15 protein-coding genes are annotated in these 20,708 nt (G+C 70.9%); 7 read left to right on the top strand and 8 right to left on the bottom strand.

The features are described from left to right. The first annotated feature begins 105 nt into the window (after positions 1 to 105). Together SMIR_RS21815 and fxsT are read left to right on the top strand one after the other, a co-directional pair. On the top strand, positions 106 to 1,086 hold the full coding sequence (locus SMIR_RS21815) for a MoxR family ATPase (protein ID WP_212727266.1): 981 nt from the start codon (positions 106 to 108) through the stop codon (positions 1,084 to 1,086). Beyond that, a complete protein-coding gene (gene fxsT / locus SMIR_RS21810) occupies positions 1,083 to 4,925 on the top strand; it encodes an FxSxx-COOH system tetratricopeptide repeat protein (RefSeq protein ID WP_249938457.1) in 3,843 nt (1,280 codons plus the stop codon). The genes SMIR_RS21815 and fxsT overlap by 4 nt, the downstream gene beginning before the upstream one ends. 44 nt (positions 4,926 to 4,969) lie before the next feature. Here fxsT and SMIR_RS21805 read toward each other — a convergent pair whose 3' ends face one another. The 3 genes from SMIR_RS21805 to SMIR_RS21800 form a co-directional block, all read right to left on the bottom strand. Continuing rightward, a complete protein-coding gene (locus tag SMIR_RS21805) occupies positions 4,970 to 6,742 on the bottom strand; it encodes an HEXXH motif domain-containing protein (RefSeq protein ID WP_212727265.1) in 1,773 nt (590 codons plus the stop codon). A gap of 8 nt (positions 6,743 to 6,750) precedes the next feature. Beyond that, positions 6,751 to 6,948 carry an FxSxx-COOH-like cyclophane-containing RiPP peptide gene (locus SMIR_RS45145; protein WP_494486397.1) on the bottom strand — a complete coding sequence of 66 codons (198 nt, stop codon included), beginning with the start codon at positions 6,946 to 6,948 and terminating at the stop codon, positions 6,751 to 6,753. Between the two features lie 114 nt (positions 6,949 to 7,062). Continuing rightward, complete coding sequence (locus SMIR_RS21800; protein WP_211118731.1) at positions 7,063 to 8,640, bottom strand: MFS transporter; 1,578 nt, start codon at positions 8,638 to 8,640, stop codon at positions 7,063 to 7,065. A 61-nt stretch (positions 8,641 to 8,701) separates the two neighbouring features. Here SMIR_RS21800 and SMIR_RS21795 point away from each other — a divergent pair, with 61 nt between their 5' ends. Beyond that, on the top strand, positions 8,702 to 9,745 hold the full coding sequence (locus tag SMIR_RS21795; RefSeq protein ID WP_212727264.1) for a helix-turn-helix transcriptional regulator: 1,044 nt from the start codon (positions 8,702 to 8,704) through the stop codon (positions 9,743 to 9,745). Positions 9,746 to 9,778: 33 nt separating this feature from the next. Here SMIR_RS21795 and SMIR_RS21790 read toward each other — a convergent pair whose 3' ends face one another. Continuing rightward, positions 9,779 to 10,378, bottom strand: a complete 600-nt coding sequence (locus SMIR_RS21790) for a TetR family transcriptional regulator (protein ID WP_168501095.1) — start codon at positions 10,376 to 10,378, stop codon at positions 9,779 to 9,781. A gap of 630 nt (positions 10,379 to 11,008) precedes the next feature. Then, the gene (locus SMIR_RS21785) at positions 11,009 to 12,010 is read right to left on the bottom strand and encodes a sigma-70 family RNA polymerase sigma factor (RefSeq protein ID WP_168492597.1); all 1,002 of its coding nucleotides are present in this window, start codon (positions 12,008 to 12,010) and stop codon (positions 11,009 to 11,011) included. Positions 12,011 to 12,179: 169 nt separating this feature from the next. On the opposite strand from SMIR_RS21785, the gene SMIR_RS21780 reads away from it, so the two are divergent. Beyond that, entirely contained in the window at positions 12,180 to 12,719 is a 540-nt protein-coding gene (locus tag SMIR_RS21780; RefSeq protein WP_168492599.1) for a GNAT family N-acetyltransferase, read from the top strand. A gap of 37 nt (positions 12,720 to 12,756) precedes the next feature. Here the strand turns inward: SMIR_RS21780 and SMIR_RS21775 are convergent, their stop codons facing one another. After that, entirely contained in the window at positions 12,757 to 13,518 is a 762-nt protein-coding gene (locus tag SMIR_RS21775; RefSeq protein WP_168501096.1) for a dioxygenase family protein, read from the bottom strand. Between the two features lie 179 nt (positions 13,519 to 13,697). Here SMIR_RS21775 and SMIR_RS21770 point away from each other — a divergent pair, with 179 nt between their 5' ends. Beyond that, positions 13,698 to 14,207 (top strand): MarR family winged helix-turn-helix transcriptional regulator, encoded by a 510-nt coding sequence (locus tag SMIR_RS21770; protein ID WP_168492601.1) that lies wholly within the window; start codon positions 13,698 to 13,700, stop codon positions 14,205 to 14,207. 191 nt (positions 14,208 to 14,398) lie between these two features. On the opposite strand, the gene SMIR_RS21765 is transcribed toward SMIR_RS21770, so the two are convergent. Both SMIR_RS21765 and SMIR_RS21760 read right to left on the bottom strand, forming a co-directional pair. Continuing rightward, complete coding sequence (locus SMIR_RS21765) at positions 14,399 to 15,949, bottom strand: MFS transporter (RefSeq protein WP_211118732.1); 1,551 nt, start codon at positions 15,947 to 15,949, stop codon at positions 14,399 to 14,401. Between the two features lie 158 nt (positions 15,950 to 16,107). Next, a complete protein-coding gene (locus tag SMIR_RS21760; protein WP_168492605.1) occupies positions 16,108 to 16,752 on the bottom strand; it encodes a TetR/AcrR family transcriptional regulator in 645 nt (214 codons plus the stop codon). Between the two features lie 581 nt (positions 16,753 to 17,333). Here SMIR_RS21760 and SMIR_RS21755 point away from each other — a divergent pair. Beyond that, complete coding sequence (locus SMIR_RS21755; protein WP_168492607.1) at positions 17,334 to 18,617, top strand: M6 family metalloprotease domain-containing protein; 1,284 nt, start codon at positions 17,334 to 17,336, stop codon at positions 18,615 to 18,617. A 128-nt stretch (positions 18,618 to 18,745) separates the two neighbouring features. Then, positions 18,746 to 20,647 (top strand): IclR family transcriptional regulator domain-containing protein, encoded by a 1,902-nt coding sequence (locus SMIR_RS21750; RefSeq protein WP_168492609.1) that lies wholly within the window; start codon positions 18,746 to 18,748, stop codon positions 20,645 to 20,647. The last annotated feature ends 61 nt before the right edge of the window (positions 20,648 to 20,708 follow it).

Genomic DNA, 20,708 nt, shown 5'->3' with positions numbered 1-20,708 from the left:
GACCACCGACCAGCAGTGCGGATCCACGACCACCGACCAGCAGTGCGGACCGGCGCCACCGGTCCGTTCATCGCAGCCCAGTCGCCGTACGGAGGGACGCCGTTCATGCCGCCGAACAGCCAGTCGTGGGGACTGTACCGAGGCACGGGGCTGCCCGGTGCCACACCGGAGGAGTGGCCCCAGGCACCGGCCTGGCGCAGCTTCGGCGGCGGCCCCGAACTCCCCCCGCCACCCGTCGACGACCCGTGCGCCCCCGCGGCGCTGGGCACCATCAGGCAGCCACTGCCGGCTCCGCCGGACGAGGTGGCACGGGTGAACGTGGCGCTGCACCTGCGCCGCCCCCTGCTCGTCACGGGCGAGCCCGGCACCGGCAAGTCGTCCCTCGCCTACCGCATCAGCGAGGAGCTCGGCCTCGGCCGCGTCCTGCGCTGGCCGATCACCTCTCTGAGCACACTCCGGGAGGGCCTGTACGACGGCCCGTACGAGGGTCATGACGTGGGCGAGTACGGCGGTGGGATCCGGCTCGGGCCACTGGGTACCGCCTTCCTGCCGTACCGCAGGCCCCGTGTGCTGCTGATCGACCGGCTGGACCGGGCCGAGATCGGCCTGCCCGAGGACCTGTGCACGGTACTGACGGCCGGAGGGTTCGCCCTGCCCGGCGCCGGCTCCACCGGCCCACGGGTGTCGTCCCACGACGATCCGTCGGCCGCGGTGCCGCTGCCGGACGGAGCGGTGCGCTGCCGTGCCTTCCCCGTGGTGGTCATCACCACCACGGGTGAGCGGGATCTGCCATCGGATCTCGTACGCCGCTGTGTGACCCTGCGGTCCCAGCGGCCCGGCCCGGACCTGCTGCGCGCCATCGCCGCGAACCGGTTCCCGACGGAGCCCGGACGTCCCGGCCCGGCGCCGGACGCCGTGGACGCCTTCGTCGAACGGGCCGCCGCCGCCGAGGGACCGGTCCTTGAACGGTTCCTGGACGCACTCCGCCTGGCCGCCGACGGTGTCCTCCAGGCCGTGGCGGAGGGCGGCAACTGGCAGGAGGCCGTCGACACCCTCTGGCAGTGGACCGCGCCGGAGGAGCCATGACCGGGCCCGGCCCGTTTCCCGCGGCTCTCCCACCGGGGCTCCCGGAGGCCCTGCGGCACATAGGCACCGCGCTCGGCCGCACCGCCGTCCGGGACGTGGCGGTGGTGGCCGACGCCGGGCCGACGATGGGGATCTGGCACCGGACGGTCCACGAGCTCGCCACGGCACTGCATCGGTGCGGGACCTTCGGCCGGATCACCACGCACAGGCTGCCGCACGGGCACAGTGCCGACCCGGCGACCCTGCCGCGTCACCGTGCGGGCACCCGGCTGACCCTGCTCCTGACCGACGGCGCGGGCCCGCGCTGGCGCAGCCACGAGGTGGAACCGCTGCTGCGCCGCTGGGGCCAGTCCGGACCGCTCGCGCTGATCCACCTGTTGCCGCACCCGGTGTGGCACGCGACGGGACTGCGCGGCTGGCAGGTGCTGCTGCGCTCGCCCGCCCCGGGCGTGGCCAACCACCGGATGCGGTGGCGGCCCCGCGGCCTGGGCCCCGATGTCCACGGCCTGCCGCCCGCCCACCGCCCCGACGTGGCGGTGCCCGTGCTCGAACTCACCCCCCGCTGGCTGGACGCCTGGTCCGGCCTGCTGGGCGGGGGCCCGCCGTCGTGGCTGCCGATGACGGTGATGTTCCCCCGCGCACGCGTACCCGCCGGTCCGACGGCGGCGGAGCCCGTCCCCACCCCGGCGGCTCGGGTGGCGCGCTTCCAGTCGTCCGTGCCCCGGAGCGTGTTCACGCTCGCCACCATGCTCTCCGCGATACCCCTCAGCGCCGGGCTGATCGAGGAGGTGCGGGGCGCGCTCCTGCCCGGCACCTCCCTCACCGACGTCGCCCACCTGCTGGTGCACGGCCTGGTCCGGCCGGCGGACGGCGGGCACACCACCTTCGCGTTCGCCCCCGGGATCCGCGAGGAGCTGCTGGCCACCGGACGGCGTACCGATGTGGTGCGAGTAGTCGAGTTGATCGGGGATCGCCAGGGATCCGGCGGGGAACACTTGTGGCGACTGCCCCGGTTGCTGCGCGGGGCCGCCGTGCACCGACTCCCGCCGGTCGACGCGGAGTCCGGGCCGTGGCTCATGGCGGAGAGCGCTGTGCTCCACGCCCTGTCCGGGCCGTTCCTGGAGCCGGCGAGGGAGGTCGACGAGGCCCTCGCGGCCGCCCCGGCCGATCGGAAACGCCCGCAGCGCGCACAGCAGCACGGCACCACCACACCCGCACCATCCACAGCACCCAGCGATGCCGCCGCCCGGCCCCCGGGCGACGCCGACCGTCGGACCGATCAGGGGAAGAGGAGGCCGGTGATGCCGCAGCAGGCCCCGGCGAGCACGGTGGGCAACGGACGTACCAGGAGCACGCCCACGATCTGGGGAAACATCCCGCCCAGAAATCCGAACTTCACGGGCCGCGAGGAACTCCTCGACAAGCTGCACCAGCGGCTGCTGCGGGAGAAGGCGACCGCCGTGCTGCCCCACACGCTGCACGGCATGGGCGGCGTCGGCAAGAGCCTGCTGGCCGTCGAGTACCTCTACCGTCGTATGGCGGAGTACGACGTGGTCTGGTGGATCTCCGCGGAGCGCACCGCGCAGATCTCCCTGTCCCTGGTGGAACTGGCACCGCGCCTGGGCCTGCCGACCGGGTCCGACGTCTCCTCGACCGTCGCCTCGGTCCTGGAGGCGCTGCGCATCGGCGTGCCCTACACCAACTGGATCCTGGTCTTCGACAACGCCGAAAGCCCGGAATCCGTACGGCAGTTCTTCCCGGCCGGAGGGCCGGGCAACATCCTCGTCACCTCGCGCAACCCCCAATGGGCCTCCGTCGCCCGGCCGCTGGAGGTCGACGTCTTCATGCGGGAGGAGAGCAAACAGCTGCTGCGCGTACGCGGACCGGAGATCAGCGACGCGGAGGCCGACCGGCTCGCCGAGGCACTCGGTGACCTGCCGCTCGCCATCGAGCAGGCCGCCGCCTGGCACGCGGAGACGGGCATGCCCGTGGACGAGTACCTGCGGCTGCTCGACGAGAAGCGCGTGGACCTGCTGCGCGGCACCGCGCCGCTCGGCAACCAGCATCCGGTGATAGCCGCCTGGAACATCTCCCTGGACCGGCTGGAGGCCAAGAGCCCGGCCGCGTACCAGCTGCTTCAGGTGTGCTCCTTCTACGCGCCCGAACCCATCGCGCGAACCATGTTCATGCGGATGCCGCCCAGTCCCATCACCCCCGAGCTGGACACCGCCCTGGAGGATCCGATCCGGCTCGGCCAGGCCATCCGCGACATCGGCCGCTACTCCCTGGCCCGCTTCGACCACCGCACCAACTCCCTCCAGATGCACCGGCTGGTGCAGGCGGCGCTGCAGTTCCGGATGACCGAGGAGGACCGGGCCACCATGCGGCACGGGGCGCACATGCTGCTGGTGGCGAGCGACCCCAACGACCCCAGCAACGCGCTGCGCTGGGATCGGTACGGCGCGCTCTATCCCCACGTGGTCGTCTCCGGCGCGGTGCAGTCCGACGAGACCTGGGTGCGCAGGCTGGTGGTGAACGAGGTCAAGTACCTGCGGCGCTGGGGGGACTACGAGTCCTGTCTGGAACTCGCCCGAACCGCCTACGACGACTGGTCCGGTCGCCTGGGCGCGGAGCACACCCAGACCCTGCAGATCGCTCGCTGGCTGGCGTTCCTCCAGTTCAGCATGGGCCGTTACAAGGAGGCTGCCGAGCTCAACACGAAGACGCTGGAAGCACATCTCAGGTCGCTGGGTCCCCACCACCAGGACACGTTCGCCGCGCTCGGCAACGTCGCCATAGACCACCGCGTGCGCGGCGCGTTCACCGAGGCCCTCCAACTCTCCGACTCCGTGCACCAGCAGTCCCTGCAACTCATCGGTCCGGACGACCCGGAGACTCTGCGGGCCGCGCACAACCTCGGCGTGAGCCTGCGCCTGGTGGGGAAGTTCGCCCGCGCCTACGAACTGGACCAGCAGACCTGGCGCAACCGCATCCAGATCTTCGGCCAGGACCACATCGACTCACTGAGCACCTGGCTCGGGATGATCGTCGATCTTCGTGAACTCGGCGACTACGAAACAGCGTTGACCTACCACCGTGAGATCACCGAGCAGGCCACCACGCTGCTCGGCGGCAGCAACCCGTTCACCCTGTCCTGCATCCGCCTCCTGGCCGTCGCCCTGCGCAAGGCCGGCGAGCACGAGGAGGCCGCGGCGACGGCGCAGCGCATTCGCGCGGAGCTCGTACGCCGGTACGGCGACCGCAACCCCGAGTCGATGGCCGCCACCCTCGAACTGACCATCCACCTGCGCCACCGGGGAGACCTGGAGGAAGCACTGCGTCTGGGTACGGCGATCTGCCGGCGGTACGAGGAGACGTACGGCAAGCACCACCCGCATGCCCTGTCCGCCGCTGCGAACCTCGCGATCACGTATCGGCTCCTGGGCGACGCCGCGGCCGCACAGTACATCGACGCCGTGGCCCTCGATCAGCTCACACAGACTCTGGACGCGACGCACCCCTCCGCGCTGGTGTGCCGCACCAATCTCGCCAGCGACCACTACGCGCTCGGCGACGCGGCCGGCGCGCTGGACCTCGACACCGAAACACTCCGCAGGTCCCGGGAGGTCTTCGACGACGAACACCCCTCCACTCTGGCCTGCGCCGCGAACCTCGCCATGGATCTACGGGCCGTGGGACGGGACGAGGAGGCGGAGACACTGCACCGCGACACCCGCGACCGTCTCCACCGCACCTTGGGCAGCGGCCACCCGGCCGTCGCCCAGGCCGCGGACTGGGACCACCGCGCGGACTGCGACATCGATCCGATGCCTCTGTGACAAAATCCGCGCCGCCCGGCTCGGGACCGGCCCGACACGTGCCCCTACTCCGCGAGCCAGTGAGCCAGAAGCACCGGATCGGGCGGGGTGGACAGCGACCGGCTGACGGCCAGGGCCAGTTCGGGCCGTTCGATCAGGGCGGTCCCGGCGGCTCGCTCGCCACACTCGGCCAGCGCGAGGCCAAGTCCGGCCCAGGCGGCGGGTCTGGCGACCGGACCCATGAGTTCCTCGGTGTACAGCTTGACCGCGGTCGCGGCGTCGCCGTCCACCAGCGCCAGATCGGCGTGGACGACACCCGGCACCCTCCTCGCCGGGTTCTCCGCCGCGCGCAGGGCGTCGAACTCGCCGGGGGCGATGAGGCTGAGGCGCGCCAGCAGCGCGAGCGTGTCGAGCCGACAGGCGCCCGAATCGGCCCGCAACGCGCGCTCGGGGCGCATGCCGACATCCACGCGCCGCTCCGCCCGCCAGCTGTCAGCCAGCTCCCTCGCATGCGCCGGGGGCACATGGAGGTGATGCACACGCCAGGTCGCACGGTGGTGGACCACCGCGAGGTGCGCAAGGCGCTGTTCACGCGCTCCCACCGGCTCCGCATGCCAGGGCGCGGTCTGTTGGTCCAGGCCGCCGATCAGCGAGCGCCCCAGGGGAGTCAGTGCGGGGTGGTCGCGCAGGGTCCCGAGCACCGTGCGGACAGCGCTCCGCCACAGCGCGTACTCGAAGCCCGCAAGTCCTTCCGGACCGCGCGTGCGCCAGTAGTGCGCGACCCCCGAGAAGGCATAGGCCCCATGGACCAGCCCCCCGAGGGGGCGCGGATCGTCGCGCCAGGGCGCGTAGAACAGGTCGTCGCACTCATCGAAGAGCGGCGTGAGAAAGATGAGGCCGTTGAGCAGGGTGTGCCGGAACTCATGCAGGACGGCGACCCCGAGCTGCGCCGGTAGGACGTCCTCGTCCTCGTCCGGCTCGGACAGCAGCAGGCACCCGAACGCGTCGCTCGACGAAGCCGCCCGTGCGCGCAGCCGCTCGCCCCGCGGCAGTGGAACGACGGAACGCAAGCCCGCGGCCAAGGCCAGGGCGCCGTCCGTGTGATCCTCCACCAGTACCGGCCACATGCGCTCGAACCAGCGCTGCCAGGAAGCGAACTGCGCGGGAGCGAGACGTCCGGGCGCCGTCAGCTGCGGCACCGGTGCATAGGGTCCGAGGTCGTCGAGGGCGAGGGTGAGGCCGACTCCCGCGTGTTCCGCGCGCAGCCACCGCTGCCCCTCCCATCCCGGGGCGTCGGTCTCCGTCTCGTCCGGCACCGTCACGGTCACGCCGCCCGCGCCGACCCGGACCACCCCGTCCCGCCCCCACACCTCGGCGGTCCCCCAGAGATCGCCACCGACCGTGGCCCGGCCAAGGCCTGGCAGGAACACCCGCCCCTCCCGCACCGGCACACACGCACGGAAGTCGGCCCCGGCGGCGATGAACACGGCTGCCGCCAACTGTCCGAGGAACCCCAGCTCCACGTGCAGCGGTGTCTCGATCTCGGTCGCCGCCGGATCCGGGCGGGACAGTCTGCGCAGCAGGCTCGCCGCCCACACCCCCACCTGCGGGTCGAGGAGCACCGTACGGAAGGCCGTCGGGTCCGCCCGCTCGGCGGCTTCGAGCAGCTTCCAGGCCCGACGGACGTCGTCGGCGTCCGCCGCCGCGTCCAAGATCGCGCGCAACAGCAACAGTCGTCGGCTCGACTCCGCCTCAAGCAGAAATCCGACGGCTTCCTCGTTCTCGGTGACGGAGTTCAGCGCGTCCAGGACGGGGTTGGAAAGGTGGTGAAGACGCATCCGCGGGCCTAACCGCCTTCGCTGCCCGCGATCGTGGACACGGGACGGCCGACGCGATACGTCAAGCGCTCGATCGACGGCCGTAGAACGGCGTCATCAAGGGCCGCGACCTCCTCGAGCGAAAGTGCCGACAACGTGGGAAGCCAGGATCGCGGCGCCCCGGACACCACCGCTTCACGGGGGGTGACGTGTTCCCTCGATGACATGGCGTCACCGTATATCAACGTGTGCTCTCAAGAAACGCTGAACCACTCCCCAGCGAGGTGTGCCCGCCCTCCGGCGGAGGACGGGCACACAACCAGGGCGTCGGCACCAGGACGTCAGCCCAGCAGCACCGGCTCACTGTCGGACACCGGGGCGCCCGCGGCCGGGTTCGCGCTCTCCCGCTCGCCGGCCGGGTTGTCCTCCTCCGCCCCCTCGACATGCTGCGCCGGCCGCTTCGGCAGCGCGAACATCAGCAGGAAGATCGCCACCATCACCGCCACGACCCAGCCCAGCGCGTGCTGGAAGCCGTTGACGAAGGCCGGGCCCACCTGGGCGCGGGTCAAGTGGTCGCCGATCTGTCCGAAGAAGACCACGGACACCAGGCCGAGTCCGAGCGCGTTGCCCATCTGCTGCACGGTGTTGATGAGCCCGGACGCCGAACCGGAGTGTTCGCGCGGTACCTCCGACAGCACCGCGTCGGTCAGCGGGGCCACGATGAAGCCCATGCCCGCGCCCATGACGACCAGCGGAAGCGCCATCTGCCAGGAGGCGATGGACAGGCCGTACCGCTCGGACTCCCAGATGTAGAGCAGCACCCCGGCCGCCATGATCAGCGCGCCCGCCTGGAGCACCTTGCGCCCGAATCGCGGGACGAGCAGCTGCACCGACATGCCCGCCGCGGCCGAGACCGCGATCGAGAACGGGACCCCGGTCAGCCCCGCCCGCAGCGGCCTCCAGCCCAGGCCGACCTGCATGTACAGCGTCCAGACCAGGAAGAAGATGCCGAGGCCGACCCCGAAGACGGTCTGGACGGCGATGCCCGCGGCGAAGCTCTTCACCTTGAACAGGGACAGCTCGACCAGCGGCGATCCGTCCCGCGCCGCCTTGCGCTTCTCGTACGCCACCAGCGCCGCGAAGACGAGAAGGGCGCCGCCCATCGACACGTACCCCCACAGCGGCCAGCCCAGCTCACGCCCGCGTGTCAGCGGGTAGAGCAGCATCAGCAGGCCCAGCGTCACGAGGGCCACGCCGACGAGGTCGAGCTTGAGGGCCTTCGGGGCCTTGGACTCGCTGATGAAGCGTCGTCCCAGGATCAGCGCGGCGATGCCCACCGGCAGGTTGATGAGGAAGATCGGCCGCCACTCCAGACCGAAGAGGTTCCACTCGGTGAGCAGCGCGCCGAGGAGAGGGCCGGACACGGCGCCCAGACCGACGATCGCTCCGAAGAGACCGAAGACCTTGCCCCGCTCGTGCGCCGGGAAGGTCGCGTGCACGATCGACAGCACCTGCGGCACCATCAGCGCGGCCATCCCGCCCTGAAGAATGCGCGAGGCGACCAGCATCTCCGGGTTCGCGGCGAAGCCGCACAGCGCGGAGGCGATCGTGAAGCCGCCTATGCCGACCAGGAAGAGCCGCTTGCGGCCGTGGATGTCGCCGAGCCGTCCACCGGTGATGAGCCCGGCGGCGAAGGCGAGCGCGTAGCCGGCGGTGATCCACTGGATCTGGCTGAAGGACGCGCCCTCGTCCCGCTGGATCGAGGGAATCGCGATGTTGACGATCGTGACGTCGACCAGGTCCATGAAGGCCGCGGTCATCACGATGGCGAGCGCGAACCAGCGCCGCCGGTCGGCCACGGCTGCCGGTCCCTGCGGCGGCTCGGCCGGACTGCTGAGAGTGGTCTCGGTGGAGGTCATGGCTTGAAGGTAGACCCCTATTAGGTCAGATCACGTCCTAGATGTGCGGCACCCTGGAAACATGACGACGGACACCCCGGCCCGGCTCCTCCAGCTGCTCTCCCTCCTCCAGACGCCCCGCGAATGGCCCGGCGGCGAGCTCTCCGAGCGGCTGGGCGTGTCCCGGCGTACCGTCCGCCGCGACATCGACCGGCTCCGGGAGCTGGGCTATCCGGTGCAGGCGACGAAAGGGGCCGACGGCGGGTACCGGCTGGTGGCGGGCAAGGCGATGCCGCCGCTCGTGCTCGACGACGAGGAGGCGGTGGCGATCGCGGTGGGGCTGCGGGCCGGCGCCGGGCACGCGGTCGAGGGCGTCGACGAGGCCTCCGTACGGGCCCTCGCCAAACTGGAGCAGGTCCTGCCGTCCCGGCTGCGTCACCGGGTGTCCACACTCCAGGCCGCGACCACCCCGCTGACCAGCGGGGACGGGGCGAGCATCGCGCCCGAGACGCTGACCGTGATCGCCGCGTCGGTGACCGGGCGGGAACGGCTGCGGTTCGCCTACCGCTCCGGGGACGACACCCCCTCACGACGCCTGGCCGAGCCCTACCGCCTCGTCTCCACCGGCCGCCGCTGGTACCTCGTCGCCTACGACCTCGACCGCGACGACTGGCGCACCTTCCGCGTCGACCGGATCGCCGAGCCCTTCGCGATCGGCGTCCGTTTCGCGCCACGCGAACTGCCGACGGGGAGCGCGGCCGAGTACCTGCGGCAGTCGATGTACGGGCGCCAGGAGACGTACGACTTCGAGGTCGCCTTCGCCGCGCCCGCCGCGTTCGTCGCGGCCCGCCTGCCCAAGTGGTTCGGCGCGCCCGAGCCGATCGACGAGCGCAGCTGTCTGCTGCGTTCCTCCGCCGGGGACTCCGTGGAGTGGCTGGCGGTACGGCTCGCGATGGTCGACTGCGAGTTCTCGGTGCGACGGCCGGCTGAACTGGTCGAGTGCGTACGGGAGTTGGGCGGGCGCCTGACTCGGGCGGCAGGTGGCTCGGAAGACGGGTCGGGGGGCGGGACGGAAGACGGGTCGGAGGGCGGTCGCCGGGAAGGGCGCGGCGTCAGGGCCGGGTGAGCCCCGCGCGGGCCCGACCGGTCCGCGGCGCGCTCACACGGCTCCCCAGGGGAAGTCGCGCAGGGCTTCCAGATGGCGTACCGCGAGCGCGACCGGCCCGGCCGGACCGTCGGCCGGTTCGTCCCCGGCGGCCCAGGCCTCCACCGCCACGCGAACGGCCGCACCGGCCACGGCGGCACCGAGCCGGAACTCCGCCCTGCCACCGGCCAGGGCACCCACCCCGCCGCCCGCCGCGGAAGCCCTCGCCTCCAGCACACGCGCCAGTGTCCGCTCCGCGCCCTGACAGGCCTCGCCCCACACCCTCAGCAGCGCCGGGCTCCCCTCGGCCAGCCGAAGCAGGGCGCGAGCCCAGTCCATGGACTCCGGTCGCACCCCGACGCCCGGGGTGAGGGTCTGGACGACGGCGTGGCGAAGCGCCTCCGGCACGGACAGGTCGGCCGGGGCGTCGCGTACGGCCTCGGCCCACTTCTCGACGCCCGCGGAGAAGAGCGGGGCGAGGCATTCTTCCTTGCTGGCGAAGTAGCGGTAGAAGGTGCGTGGCGCGACACCGGCGGCGCGGGCGATGTCCTCGGCGCGGGTGGCGCGCAGACCGTGCCTCATGAAGAGCCCCGCCGCGGCCCGCGCGATCTCCATCCGGGTGGCGGCCTTGCGTCGCTCCGTGAGCGAGAGCCCGGGAGCGGCGGCCACGTCGGAGCGGACCTCGTCAAAACCCCCGGCACGAGCGGCCGACGACGAACCCCCCGGAACGCGGGGGTCGGACGCGCGGGCCGCACGGTTGGTACCGGTCACGGACGGCAGGTTATGCCCCTGTGGCACAATCTGCCATCCGGGTCACCCCGGGGTTCAGGTACGGGGTGGCCCGTCAGGCTGCCCGAAAACCACCGCTGCCCGGGAACGAGTCCCGGACCATCCCCCGAACGAGCCCCGACCGACCCCGACGAACCCTGCGCAAAAAGGAGCCGAGCCCCGGCGCCAGGGGGGGGAAGGCGCCGAAGCTCGGCTCTGGAGAGTCCCGGCGCGGGGGGGGAGTGCGTCGGGACTCGGTTCTGGGGGGTCTTGGGGCTTCGCCCCGGGACCCTGAACCCTGGGCCCTGAAGTCTTGTGCCCAGAGCCCAGCGAGTTAAGCGGCGTTACATGGCCATGTCCGGTCGACTTATGGCCGACCTTCGGCCATCAGGTCCGTCAGATCCGTCGAACCCGTACGAACCATACGTGGCGCACCAACCACATGAACCACGCAAACCGCACGAACCACGGACATTCTTAAGCCACCGCGTCAAAACCGGTGTCGCGAGCCAGCTTCTTCAGCTCCAGCAGCGCGTGCTTCTCGATCTGTCGGATGCGCTCACGGGTGAGCCCGTGCTCCTTGCCGACCTCCGTGAGTGTGCGCTCCCGGCCGTCGTCGATGCCGTACCGCATCTTGATGATCGAGGCAGTGCGCTGGTCCAGGCGACCGATCAGGTCGTCGAGCTCCTCGCTGCGCAGCAGGGTGAGGACGGACTGCTCGGGCGAGACCGCGGAGGTGTCCTCGAGGAGGTCACCGAACTGGGTGTCGCCGTCGTCGTCCACCGACATGTTCAGCGAGACCGGGTCGCGGGCCCAGTCCAGGACGTCCGTCACACGCTCCGGGGTCGAGTCCAGCTCGGCGGCGATCTCCGCGTGCTCGGGCTCGCGCCCGTTCTTGCGGTTGAACTCGCGCTGCACGCGACGGATCCGGCCCAGCTCCTCGACCAGGTGCACGGGGAGGCGGATCGTGCGCGACTGGTCGGCGATGGAGCGGGTGATGGCCTGACGGATCCACCACGTGGCGTACGTCGAGAACTTGAAGCCCTTGCGGTAGTCGAACTTCTCGACCGCGCGCACCAGGCCCGCGTTGCCCTCCTGGATCAGGTCGAGCAGGGGCAGGCCGCTACGGGGATACCGCCGGGCCACGGCGACGACCAGCCGCAGGTTGGAGCGGATGAAGACGTCCTTGGCCCGCTCCCCCTCGGCTATCAGCGCCTCGAGCTCCTCGCGGGTCGCGTCCGCCTTGGGGGCATCGACCTCGTCGTCGAGGATCTGCCGAGCGAACACACCCGCCTCGATGATCTGGGACAGCTCGACTTCCTTGGCGGCGTCGAGCAGCGGCGTACGCGCGATCTCGTCGAGGTACATGCCGACCAGGTCGCGGTCGGCGATTTCGCCGCCTACGGCGCGAACACTGCGTGCCGCGTCGCTGGTCTCGCCGGTGGCGGACTGACGACGGGCGACGGCACGGGTTGCCATGCGTGCTCCCTTGCGATGGTGGGCTTGCGGGTCCTAGTGGCGGCTCGGACACTCTTCCGAGTGCCCGGCATCCGAAGGAAACAACGACTGGAATCCGGACAGAATTCCCAACCCGCCCCCCTCTTTTTCTGATCATGCAGTACCCTGTGCCGCCACAGTGGGAGGTCGGATGCCAACGGAACGTACAGAGGTGCAGGTCAGGCCAGGAGTCGAGGCCGACCTCGACGCCCTCACGGCCATCTACAACCACTACATCCGTGAGACGCCCATCACATTCGACACTGCCGTCTTCACCTCGGAAGAGAGACGCCCTTGGCTGCTCTCCCACCCTGAAGACGGCCCGCACCGCCTGATGGTTGCCACGGACACGGACTCACAGGGGACTCCCGGGAACGCACAGCGAATTCTGGGATACGCCACATCCAGCGCCTTCCGCCCCAAGCCCGCCTACGCCACGTCCGTCGAGGTCACCATCTACCTCGCCCCGGACGCGGGCGGCCGGGGCGTCGGCACGCTGCTCTACAAGGCCCTCTTCGAGGCGCTCGCCGACGAGGACGTGCACCGCGCCTACGCGGGCATCGCCCAGCCCAACGAAGCGTCCGTGCGGCTGCACGAACGCTTCGGGTTCCGGCACGTCGGCACGTACCGGGAGGTGGGCCGGAAGTTCGGCCGGTACTGGGATGTGGCCTGGTACGAGAAGGGCCTCTAGCGGGAGGTCCTCCGGATCAGCCCGAAGGACCGCTGGATCAGCCGAACTGGACCGACCGCTTGGCCAGCCCCAGCCAGAACCCGTCGATCACCGACCGCTGCTCGTCCAGTTCGCCCGTGGCGTCCGCCGCGCCCATCGCCACGAAGAGCGGAGCGAAGTGCTCGGTACGGGGGTGGGCCAGGAGGCCGGCCGGGGACTTGCGGCCGAAGTCGAGCAGGGCGTCCCAGTCACGGGCGTCCAGGGCGCGGTGGCCCCAGTCGTCGAACTCGACCGACCAGGAGGGAATGCCGCCCTGGCGCAGCGCGGCCAGGTTGTGGGTGAAGAAGCCGGAGCCCACGATCAGGACGCCCTCGTCGCGCAGCGGCGCCAGCTTGCGTCCGATCTCCATCAGCTTCACCGGATCGAGGGTCGGCATGGAGATCTGCAGGACAGGGATGTCGGCGTCGGGGAACATCTCGACGAGAGGAACGTAGGCGCCGTGATCGAGGCCGCGGTCCGGGATGTCCTGGACGGGAACGCCGGGGGCGCGCAGCAGCTTCCGTACGGACTCGGCGAGTTGGGGGGCGCCGGGAGCCGCGTACCGGACCTGGTAGTAGTGCTCGGGGAAACCCCAGAAGTCGTAGACGAGCGGTACGGTCTGGACCGCGCCGAGGGCCAGCGGGGCCTCCTCCCAGTGGGCGGAGACCATCAGGATCGCCTTGGGACGGGGCAGTTCGGCGGACCAGGCGGCCAGCTCTCCGGGCCAGATCGGGTCGTCGGCGAGCGGCGGTGCGCCATGACTGAGGTAGAGGGCGGGCATGCGCTCCTGCGGCGCACGCCCCTCGGTGACGGCAGACGTGGCGACAGACATGGCGGCTACTCCCTCCGGGGGGTCCATCGTAAGACCGATTGGGAAGTTATTTGAAGTCTCAAGCTTCCATGCGGAACCATACTCCCGATTTGTTTAACATTCAAGAAGGGGCTCGTACAGTGGAGTGCATGAATACGGCATCCGCTTCCGCTGAAGAGCCGCGCTGGCTCACCGACGAGGAACAGCGCACCTGGCGTGCGTACATGAACGCCGCCACCCTCCTCGAGGACCATCTCGACCGTCAGCTGCAGCGCGACGCGGGCATGCCGCACGTCTACTACGGTCTGCTCGTCCAGCTCGTCGAGGCGCCGCGCAGAAGGCTGCGGATGACCGAGCTGGCCATGAACGCGAAGATCACCCGCTCGCGCCTCTCGCACGCGATCGCCCGCCTGGAGAAGAACGGGTGGGTGCGCCGCGAGGACTGCCCCTCCGACAAGCGGGGCCAGTTCGCCGTCCTCACCGACGCCGGTTACGAGGTGCTGAGCAAGGCCGCGCCGGGCCATGTCGACGCCGTACGGCAGGCCTTCTTCGACCGGCTCACGCCCGAACAGCACAAAGCCCTCGGCGAGGCCATGCGGATCATCGCCGAGGGGCTGCAGCCGAAGGACGCGGGCGCGGACCTGCCTTGGCTGCGTTGACGGGTTGACGGGTTGGCGGTTGGCGGGTTGGCGGTTGGCAGGGGGTGGACGTGGGTCCGCCCCGGCTCCGATGAACTCGGAACCGGGGCGGACCCTGGGATTCGTACGGGCGAGGCGTCCCCACCCCGCGCCCGTACGCGAAGCACCTGAAGCACCGGAGGTACCAGCGGCGGTACGGGCGGTACGGGTGATCAGTGGGCGATCACCGGCACCTTGACCTCGTCCTCGACACCGTCGCCCGCGCCGGAGGCCGCGGACATGTCCGGGCGGCCGGTGTTGACGAGGGTCGCGGCGATCGTGGCCGCGACCACCAGGATGCCGACGGCGAACCAGATGGCGTTGGTGTAGCCGTTCACCATGCCCTGCAGCTGGACGAGCTGCTGCTGCGGCTTGGAGGCGGCACCGGCGATGTGGTCCTTGATGTACGAGGTGGTCGCCGAGGCGGCGATCGTGTTCAGCAGGGCCGTACCGATCGCGCCGCCCACCTGCTGCGAGGTGTTGACCATCGCGGAGGCGACACCGGCGTCCTTCGGCTGAACACCGTACGTGGCCAGGGACATGGCGGGCATGAACGCCGTACCCATACCGAGGCCGAGCAGCAGCTGGGCCGGGAGCAGCAGACCCGCGTAGGAGGAGTTGATCTCCATCTGGGTCAGCAGCAGCATGCCCACGGCGGCCAGGGCGAAGCCCGGTGCCATCAGCAGCCGCGGCGGGACGCGGGTCATCAGACGAGCGCCGATCTGGGTGGAGCCCGTGATCATGCCCGCGATCATCGGCAGGAAGGCGAAGCCGGTCTTGACCGGCGAGTAGCCCTTCACGATCTGCAGGTAGTAGGTCAGGAAGAGGAACAGGCCGAACATCGCGATGATCGCGAGGCCGAGCGAGAGGTAGACACCGCCGCGGTTGCGTTCGGTGATCACGCGCAGCGGCAGCAGCGGGGCCTTGACCTTGGACTCGGTGAAGACGAAGGCCGCGAGCAGCACCGCCGAGGCGACGAACAGACCGATGGTGGTGGAGTCGCTCCAGCCGTTGGACTCGGCACGGGTGAAGCCGTAGACCAGGGAGACCAGGCCCAGGGTGGAGAGGATGACACCGGGGATGTCGAGCGGCGAGCGGTTGCGGCCGCCGGCCGGCTCACGGATGACGAAGTACGCACCCAGGGCGGCGATGATCGCGAACGGGATGTTCACGAAGAACGTCCAGCGCCAGTTCAGGTACTCGGTGAGGAAGCCGCCGAGGATCAGGCCGACGGCGCCACCGCCACCGGCGATCGCACCGTAGATGCCGAACGCCTTGGCGCGCTCCTTGGCGTCGGTGAACATCACCGCGAGCAGCGAGAGCGCGGCGGGGGCGAGCAGTGCGCCGAACGCGCCCTGCAGCGCGCGGGCGCCGAGCAGCATCGCCGAGCTCTGCGCGGCGCCGCCGAGGGCGGAGGCGCCCGCGAAGCCGATCAGACCGGTGACGAAGGTGCGCTTGCGGCCCCACAGGTCGGCGATACGGCCGCCGAAGAGCAGCAGACCGCCGAAGGCGAGGGCGTAGGCCGTGATGACCCACTGACGGTTGCCGTCCGATATCCCCAGGTCCTGCTGGGCGGAGGGCAGCGCGATGTTCACGATGGTCGCGTCGAGGACGACCATCAGCTGGGCGAGCGCGATGAACGCGAGCGCTTTCCAGCGGTTGCTGTGTGCGTCGGCGAGTTCGGCCGCCGACTTCGCCGAGGCTGAGGTGCCTGTTTCAGACATGGGGATACCCACTCCGGTACTTCGCAGTGAAAAGGTGAGGGAAAGTCACGGGAGCCGGCGGCTCGTCTTCGTCGACGGCCGCAAGCTTCCGGAAGCTTGTCGGACTAAGGACTGGCGCTGTGCGCCGATCTCATCGGTCGGGCTGGTCTGGCTGCTGGTCAGGCTGTTCGCAGATCCTCCACGGTGGCCGCCACTCCGGGCAGTACGGAGCGGGCCGGTGCCCGCAGACCGTCCAGGAACAGCTGCAGATGACGGTGCACGAAGCGGTCGATGCCCTGGCACGCGGTGCCGGGCAGCGGCCGGGTGAGCTGACTGACGGCGATCATCACGTCGCCGGACTCGACGTCGGGACGCAACTGCCCGGCCTCGCGGGCGCGCCTCATCAGCGCCTCGATCATCTCCATGGTCCGCTCGCGTGCGGCGAACAGATCCGGATGGTGCTGATCGAAGGCTTCGGAGAGCATGGGGCACAGGGCGCCGATCCGCTCGTCCGCCGCGAAGTGCACGAAGTCGCTCAGCGCCTGGAAGGCGTCGCCGCCCTCGGCGAGAGCCGACTCGATCCACTCCGACGTGCGGTCCATGACCGAGCAGACGACCTCCCGCGCGAGCGCGTCGCGGTCCGGGAAGTTGCGGTACACCGTGGCGTTGCCGACACCGGCGCGGCGGGCGATCTCGTCGAACGGCACGTCGGGGCCGAACTCGACGAACATCTCACGCGCGGCGGCGACGATCCGCTCCCGGTTGCGCAGGGCATCGGCGCGGGGCCGGGGCACGCGACGCTTCACGGGGGTGGCGGTCTCCACGGCGTACTCCTCAGACGTAGGTGTAGGAAGACTGTGGCGCGATCCGGGGAATCCATCCCCGTTTCGCTCGGACACATGGCTAAACGGGGAAACCGTCCCCGGTTATTTCCCGCATTCCCAGAGATTCGATGTGACCTGCGTCACTTGATATCGGGGGTGGTGCGCGGCCGGGCGGGCGGCCTGGAGTCCGGCGTCCGGCGCGGCGCGCGTCTGGCGTCCGGCGCGCGGCGTCCGGCGCGCGGCGTCCGGCGCGCGGCGTCCGGCGCGCGGCCAAGTATCCGCCGTGAGTACCGGCGGAGCATACGGCGCGGCTCCCGGCAGAGCATCTGGCGACTTCCAGCGGAGCATCCGGCGCGGCGTGGCGGGGCCGAACATCCGCGGCGGCCCGCGGCTCGGCATCCGCGCCTGAGCGTCCGCCTCGGCCCCTGGTCAAACCTCTGACGCGGCTCCCGTCACCCCTACCCCGGCAAGAAACCCACGTTCGGGCGCTTCCAACGCGCGGCCCCGCGTCCCCCGTCACAGGGTGATCGCACAGGGTGCAGCCGGTGACCAGGCGGCTGCCGTGAGCGAAGGGCCCATGCATGCAGCCGATGCAGCCCACCAGCCGCCGGATACGCTCGCGCCGCGTGGCCGCCCTCGCCACAGTGACCCTTCTGACGCTGACGGTCAGCACCTCCGCCGGCACCGGTCACCTCCCGGCGGGCTCCACGACGGCGGGCTCCATCGCGCTGGCCCGCTCCACGGCGCTCGGTCCCTGCATGATCAGCGGCGCGATGGGCGTACAGATGGGAGAGGGCATACCGACCCAACCCGGGTACGCCCGCTCCACCGGCACCGTCCGAGCCCTCACCCTGATGGTCGACTTCTCCGACGCGCCCGGCCCGGGTAGCGCACTCGACCGGCTCGCCGAGTTCTTCCCGCAGACCCAGAACTGGTTTCGCACCAGTTCCTACGGCCGCCTCGACTACCGCCCCGAGACCCCCATCCACCACTGGCTGCGCATGCCCAAGCCCTTCAAGGCGTACGGCATAGAACGCGGCGCCCCCTTCGACCCCGGCTACCGTGATCTGGTCCAGGACATAGTGGCCACGGCCGACCCCGAGGTGGACTTCCGCTCGTACGACCTCCTGAACGTGCTGGTGACGCCGAACGCCGGGCCCTCCGCCCTGGACACCGTCCTGTCCGTCACCTTCGCCGGCAACACCGAGGCACCCATCGCCGACGGCGTCCCCGTCTCCAACGCGTCCTTCGTCTACAGCCGCCAGGACGACGGCTCCGGCTCCTACGCCGAGACCGGCTACCGGGTACTCCCCCACGAGAACGGCCACACCTTCGGCCTGCCCGACCTCTACACCCCGGAGGGCGGAGGCGCGGTCGGCCACTGGGACATCATGAGCGAGGACTGGGGAGCCGACAACGACCTCCTCGGCTGGCACAAGTGGAAGCTGGGCTGGCTCGACGAGTCGCAGGTCAGATGCGCCGCGTCGCCCGGGACGACGGAGTACACCCTGACCCCGCTGTCCCGGCCCGGCGGCGAGAAGCTGGTCTTCGTACCCACCAGTACCAAGACCGGGTACGCCTTCGAACTGCGCACCCACGACGGCAACGACGCCGCCGTCTGCCGCCCCGGCATTCTCATCTACAAGGTCGACGCGGGCGTGGACACCGGAAACGGCCCCATCACCGTGTACGACTCCAAGCGCCACAGCGGCGGCTGCACCCGCAGCCCCAACGTCCACGCGGAGCTCTCCGACGCCCCCTTCACCCCCGGCGAGTCCTTCAAGGACCCCAAGACCGGCATCACGATCTCGGTCACGGCGACGGATCCGAACGGTGACTACCGGGTGTCCGTCACACGCCACTGACCGGTCTCTCCCCCGCCGCTCCCGGCCTCCGACCTGCTGACCTGGCCGTGCAAGGACTACGGTGTCTGTTCTGAGTCTCTTCGGAGATCCGCGACTGCGTCTCTTCAGAGATCCACAACGGAGAGCCCATGCCATCGAACGTCGCACCGGCCCCCGGGACCGGCACCAGCAGCGCCGCGGGCGCCGACGCCGTGGTGCCCGCCGAGGCCGTCACCCCCCTCATCCGCGGTATCGCCGTACTGCGGCGGCTGACCGACGCCGGCGGGGTGTCCAGCCTCAGCGGTCTGGAGCGGTCCACCGGACTCGCGCGCTCCACCGTCGACCGGATCACCGCGACCCTGGCGCGCCGGGGGTACGTACGCCTGGACGGCCGCGACGCCGTCCTGGCCCCCCGTCTGATGGAACTCGGCAACGCCTACCTGGCCGCCCTGCGACTGCCCCGCCTCCTCGACGCGCACGCCGACGCCCTCGCCGACGAGCTCGACGAGTCCGTCTCGCTCGCGGTCGGCGACCAGGACGGCATCCGCTTCATCCACCAGGCGACCCGGCGCCGCGCCATGTCGCTGAGCTTCCGCATCGGCGACCTGCTGCCCGCCGAACGCACCGCCCCCGGCCCGCTGTTCGCCACCGAGTGGGGCGAACGGGAGTGGGCGCGGTGGCACGAGCGGCGCGCGGCCGACCCGGAGGACCGGGGGTTTCCGGCAGTCCCGGCACGAAGCCGGCCGATCGAGTACGGCGAGGACGACCGGAACGACGAGAAGGACAGGAGCGGCGCGAACCGCACGAACGGCAAAAACGGCAGAGCCCTTGTGGACGGGAAGGACCTCGCGGGCGGGAAGGAACTCAGGGTCGGCAAGGACCTCACAGTCGGCAAGGGCCGCACGGCGGGCAGACCGGAGGAGCCGGACGCCGGCCGATACGCACGTCGACTCCCCGCCCTCGGCGACGACTTCGAGGAGCGTACGGCCGAGGCGCGGGAGGCCGGCTGGGCGCTGGACGACCAGTTGATCGAACCGGGCCTGGTCGCCCTCTCCCTGCCCGTACGGGAGGCGGGCCGCATCGCCTGTGTGGTGAGCGTGGTCAGCCACACCAGCCGGCACACCGCGGCCGATCTGCGCGACACCGTGCTGCCCCGGCTGCGGGAGGCCGTCGCCGCGATGGAACGGGAACTGCGCGAGGCACAGCACGCCGAACCCGACGTACCCCGCCCCACCGCCGCCCCCTCCGGCCTCGCCGTCTGGACCGGCGCCTCCAAGCAGGAACTGGGCCGGGAGTTCATCGAGTCGCTGGCCCGGGGCCTCACCGTCATCACCGCCTTCGGCGAGGGCCGCGCCGAACTGAACCTCACCGAGGTCGCCCAGGCCACCGGGCTCGCCCGAGCGACCGCCCGCCGCGCCCTGATCACCCTGGAACACCTCGGATACGTCACCGCGCACGACCGCGTCTTCCGCCTCACCCCCCGCGTGCTGGGCCTCGGCTTCCCTCCCCTGTCGCGGACCTCGCTCGCCGAGATCGCCGCCCCGCACCTCACCGAACTCTCGCAGCGGCTGCACGACTCGGTGTCGCTGGCGATCCTGACCGGCGACGAGATCCAGTACACGGGCCGCGTCTCCACCAGCCGCGTCATGAGCGTCCACATCACCATCGGCACCCGCCTGCCCGCGTACCCCACCGCGCTGGGCCGGGTGATGCTGGCGGACCTGCCCGAGCCGCCGCTCACCGAACTGCTCCCGTTGACCCCCCGCACGATCACGGACCCCGCTCGGCTGAAGGCCGTCCTGGACCGCGTACGAGAAGAGGGATACGCCCTGGTCGACGAGGAGTTGGAGGTGGGGCTGCGCTCGGTCGCGGTGCCGGTGCGCGAGCGCGGTGGGCGGGTCGTGGCCGCCGTCAATGTCGCGATGCACAGCAGCCGCCGTACGCCCGAGGAGTGCGTCGCCGAGGTGCTGCCGGAGTTGCGGGCCACGGTGGGGCGGATCGAGGAGGACCTGTGGGTGGCGGGACGGTTTCGGCGGGTACCGCGGACGTGACGCATGGGCGCGTACCCCTTCTGAAGACCGTTTGAGCACGTGAACGCCCGTGTCCGGGCCA

Origin of the sequence: Streptomyces mirabilis (genome assembly GCF_018310535.1) — a bacterium.
Classification (GTDB): domain Bacteria; phylum Actinomycetota; class Actinomycetes; order Streptomycetales; family Streptomycetaceae; genus Streptomyces.
This window is presented reverse-complemented; position numbering and strand designations above follow the sequence as displayed.

What these genes read in the sequence shown, in the direction of transcription:
- SMIR_RS21780 (WP_168492599.1), top strand. Translation starts at nt 12,180, where the DNA reads ATGCCAACGGAACGTACAGAGGTGCAGGTCAGGCCAGGAGTCGAGGCC.
- SMIR_RS21775 (WP_168501096.1), bottom strand. Translation starts at nt 13,518, where the DNA reads ATGCCCGCCCTCTACCTCAGTCATGGCGCACCGCCGCTCGCCGACGAC.
- fxsT (WP_249938457.1), top strand. Translation starts at nt 1,083, where the DNA reads ATGACCGGGCCCGGCCCGTTTCCCGCGGCTCTCCCACCGGGGCTCCCG.
- SMIR_RS21815 (WP_212727266.1), top strand. Translation starts at nt 106, where the DNA reads ATGCCGCCGAACAGCCAGTCGTGGGGACTGTACCGAGGCACGGGGCTG.
- SMIR_RS21805 (WP_212727265.1), bottom strand. Translation starts at nt 6,742, where the DNA reads ATGCGTCTTCACCACCTTTCCAACCCCGTCCTGGACGCGCTGAACTCC.
- SMIR_RS21790 (WP_168501095.1), bottom strand. Translation starts at nt 10,378, where the DNA reads ATGGAGATCGCGCGGGCCGCGGCGGGGCTCTTCATGAGGCACGGTCTG.
- SMIR_RS45145 (WP_494486397.1), bottom strand. Translation starts at nt 6,948, where the DNA reads ATGTCATCGAGGGAACACGTCACCCCCCGTGAAGCGGTGGTGTCCGGG.
- SMIR_RS21765 (WP_211118732.1), bottom strand. Translation starts at nt 15,949, where the DNA reads ATGTCTGAAACAGGCACCTCAGCCTCGGCGAAGTCGGCGGCCGAACTC.
- SMIR_RS21755 (WP_168492607.1), top strand. Translation starts at nt 17,334, where the DNA reads ATGCAGCCGATGCAGCCCACCAGCCGCCGGATACGCTCGCGCCGCGTG.
- SMIR_RS21750 (WP_168492609.1), top strand. Translation starts at nt 18,746, where the DNA reads ATGCCATCGAACGTCGCACCGGCCCCCGGGACCGGCACCAGCAGCGCC.
- SMIR_RS21800 (WP_211118731.1), bottom strand. Translation starts at nt 8,640, where the DNA reads ATGACCTCCACCGAGACCACTCTCAGCAGTCCGGCCGAGCCGCCGCAG.
- SMIR_RS21785 (WP_168492597.1), bottom strand. Translation starts at nt 12,010, where the DNA reads ATGGCAACCCGTGCCGTCGCCCGTCGTCAGTCCGCCACCGGCGAGACC.
- SMIR_RS21795 (WP_212727264.1), top strand. Translation starts at nt 8,702, where the DNA reads ATGACGACGGACACCCCGGCCCGGCTCCTCCAGCTGCTCTCCCTCCTC.
- SMIR_RS21770 (WP_168492601.1), top strand. Translation starts at nt 13,698, where the DNA reads ATGAATACGGCATCCGCTTCCGCTGAAGAGCCGCGCTGGCTCACCGAC.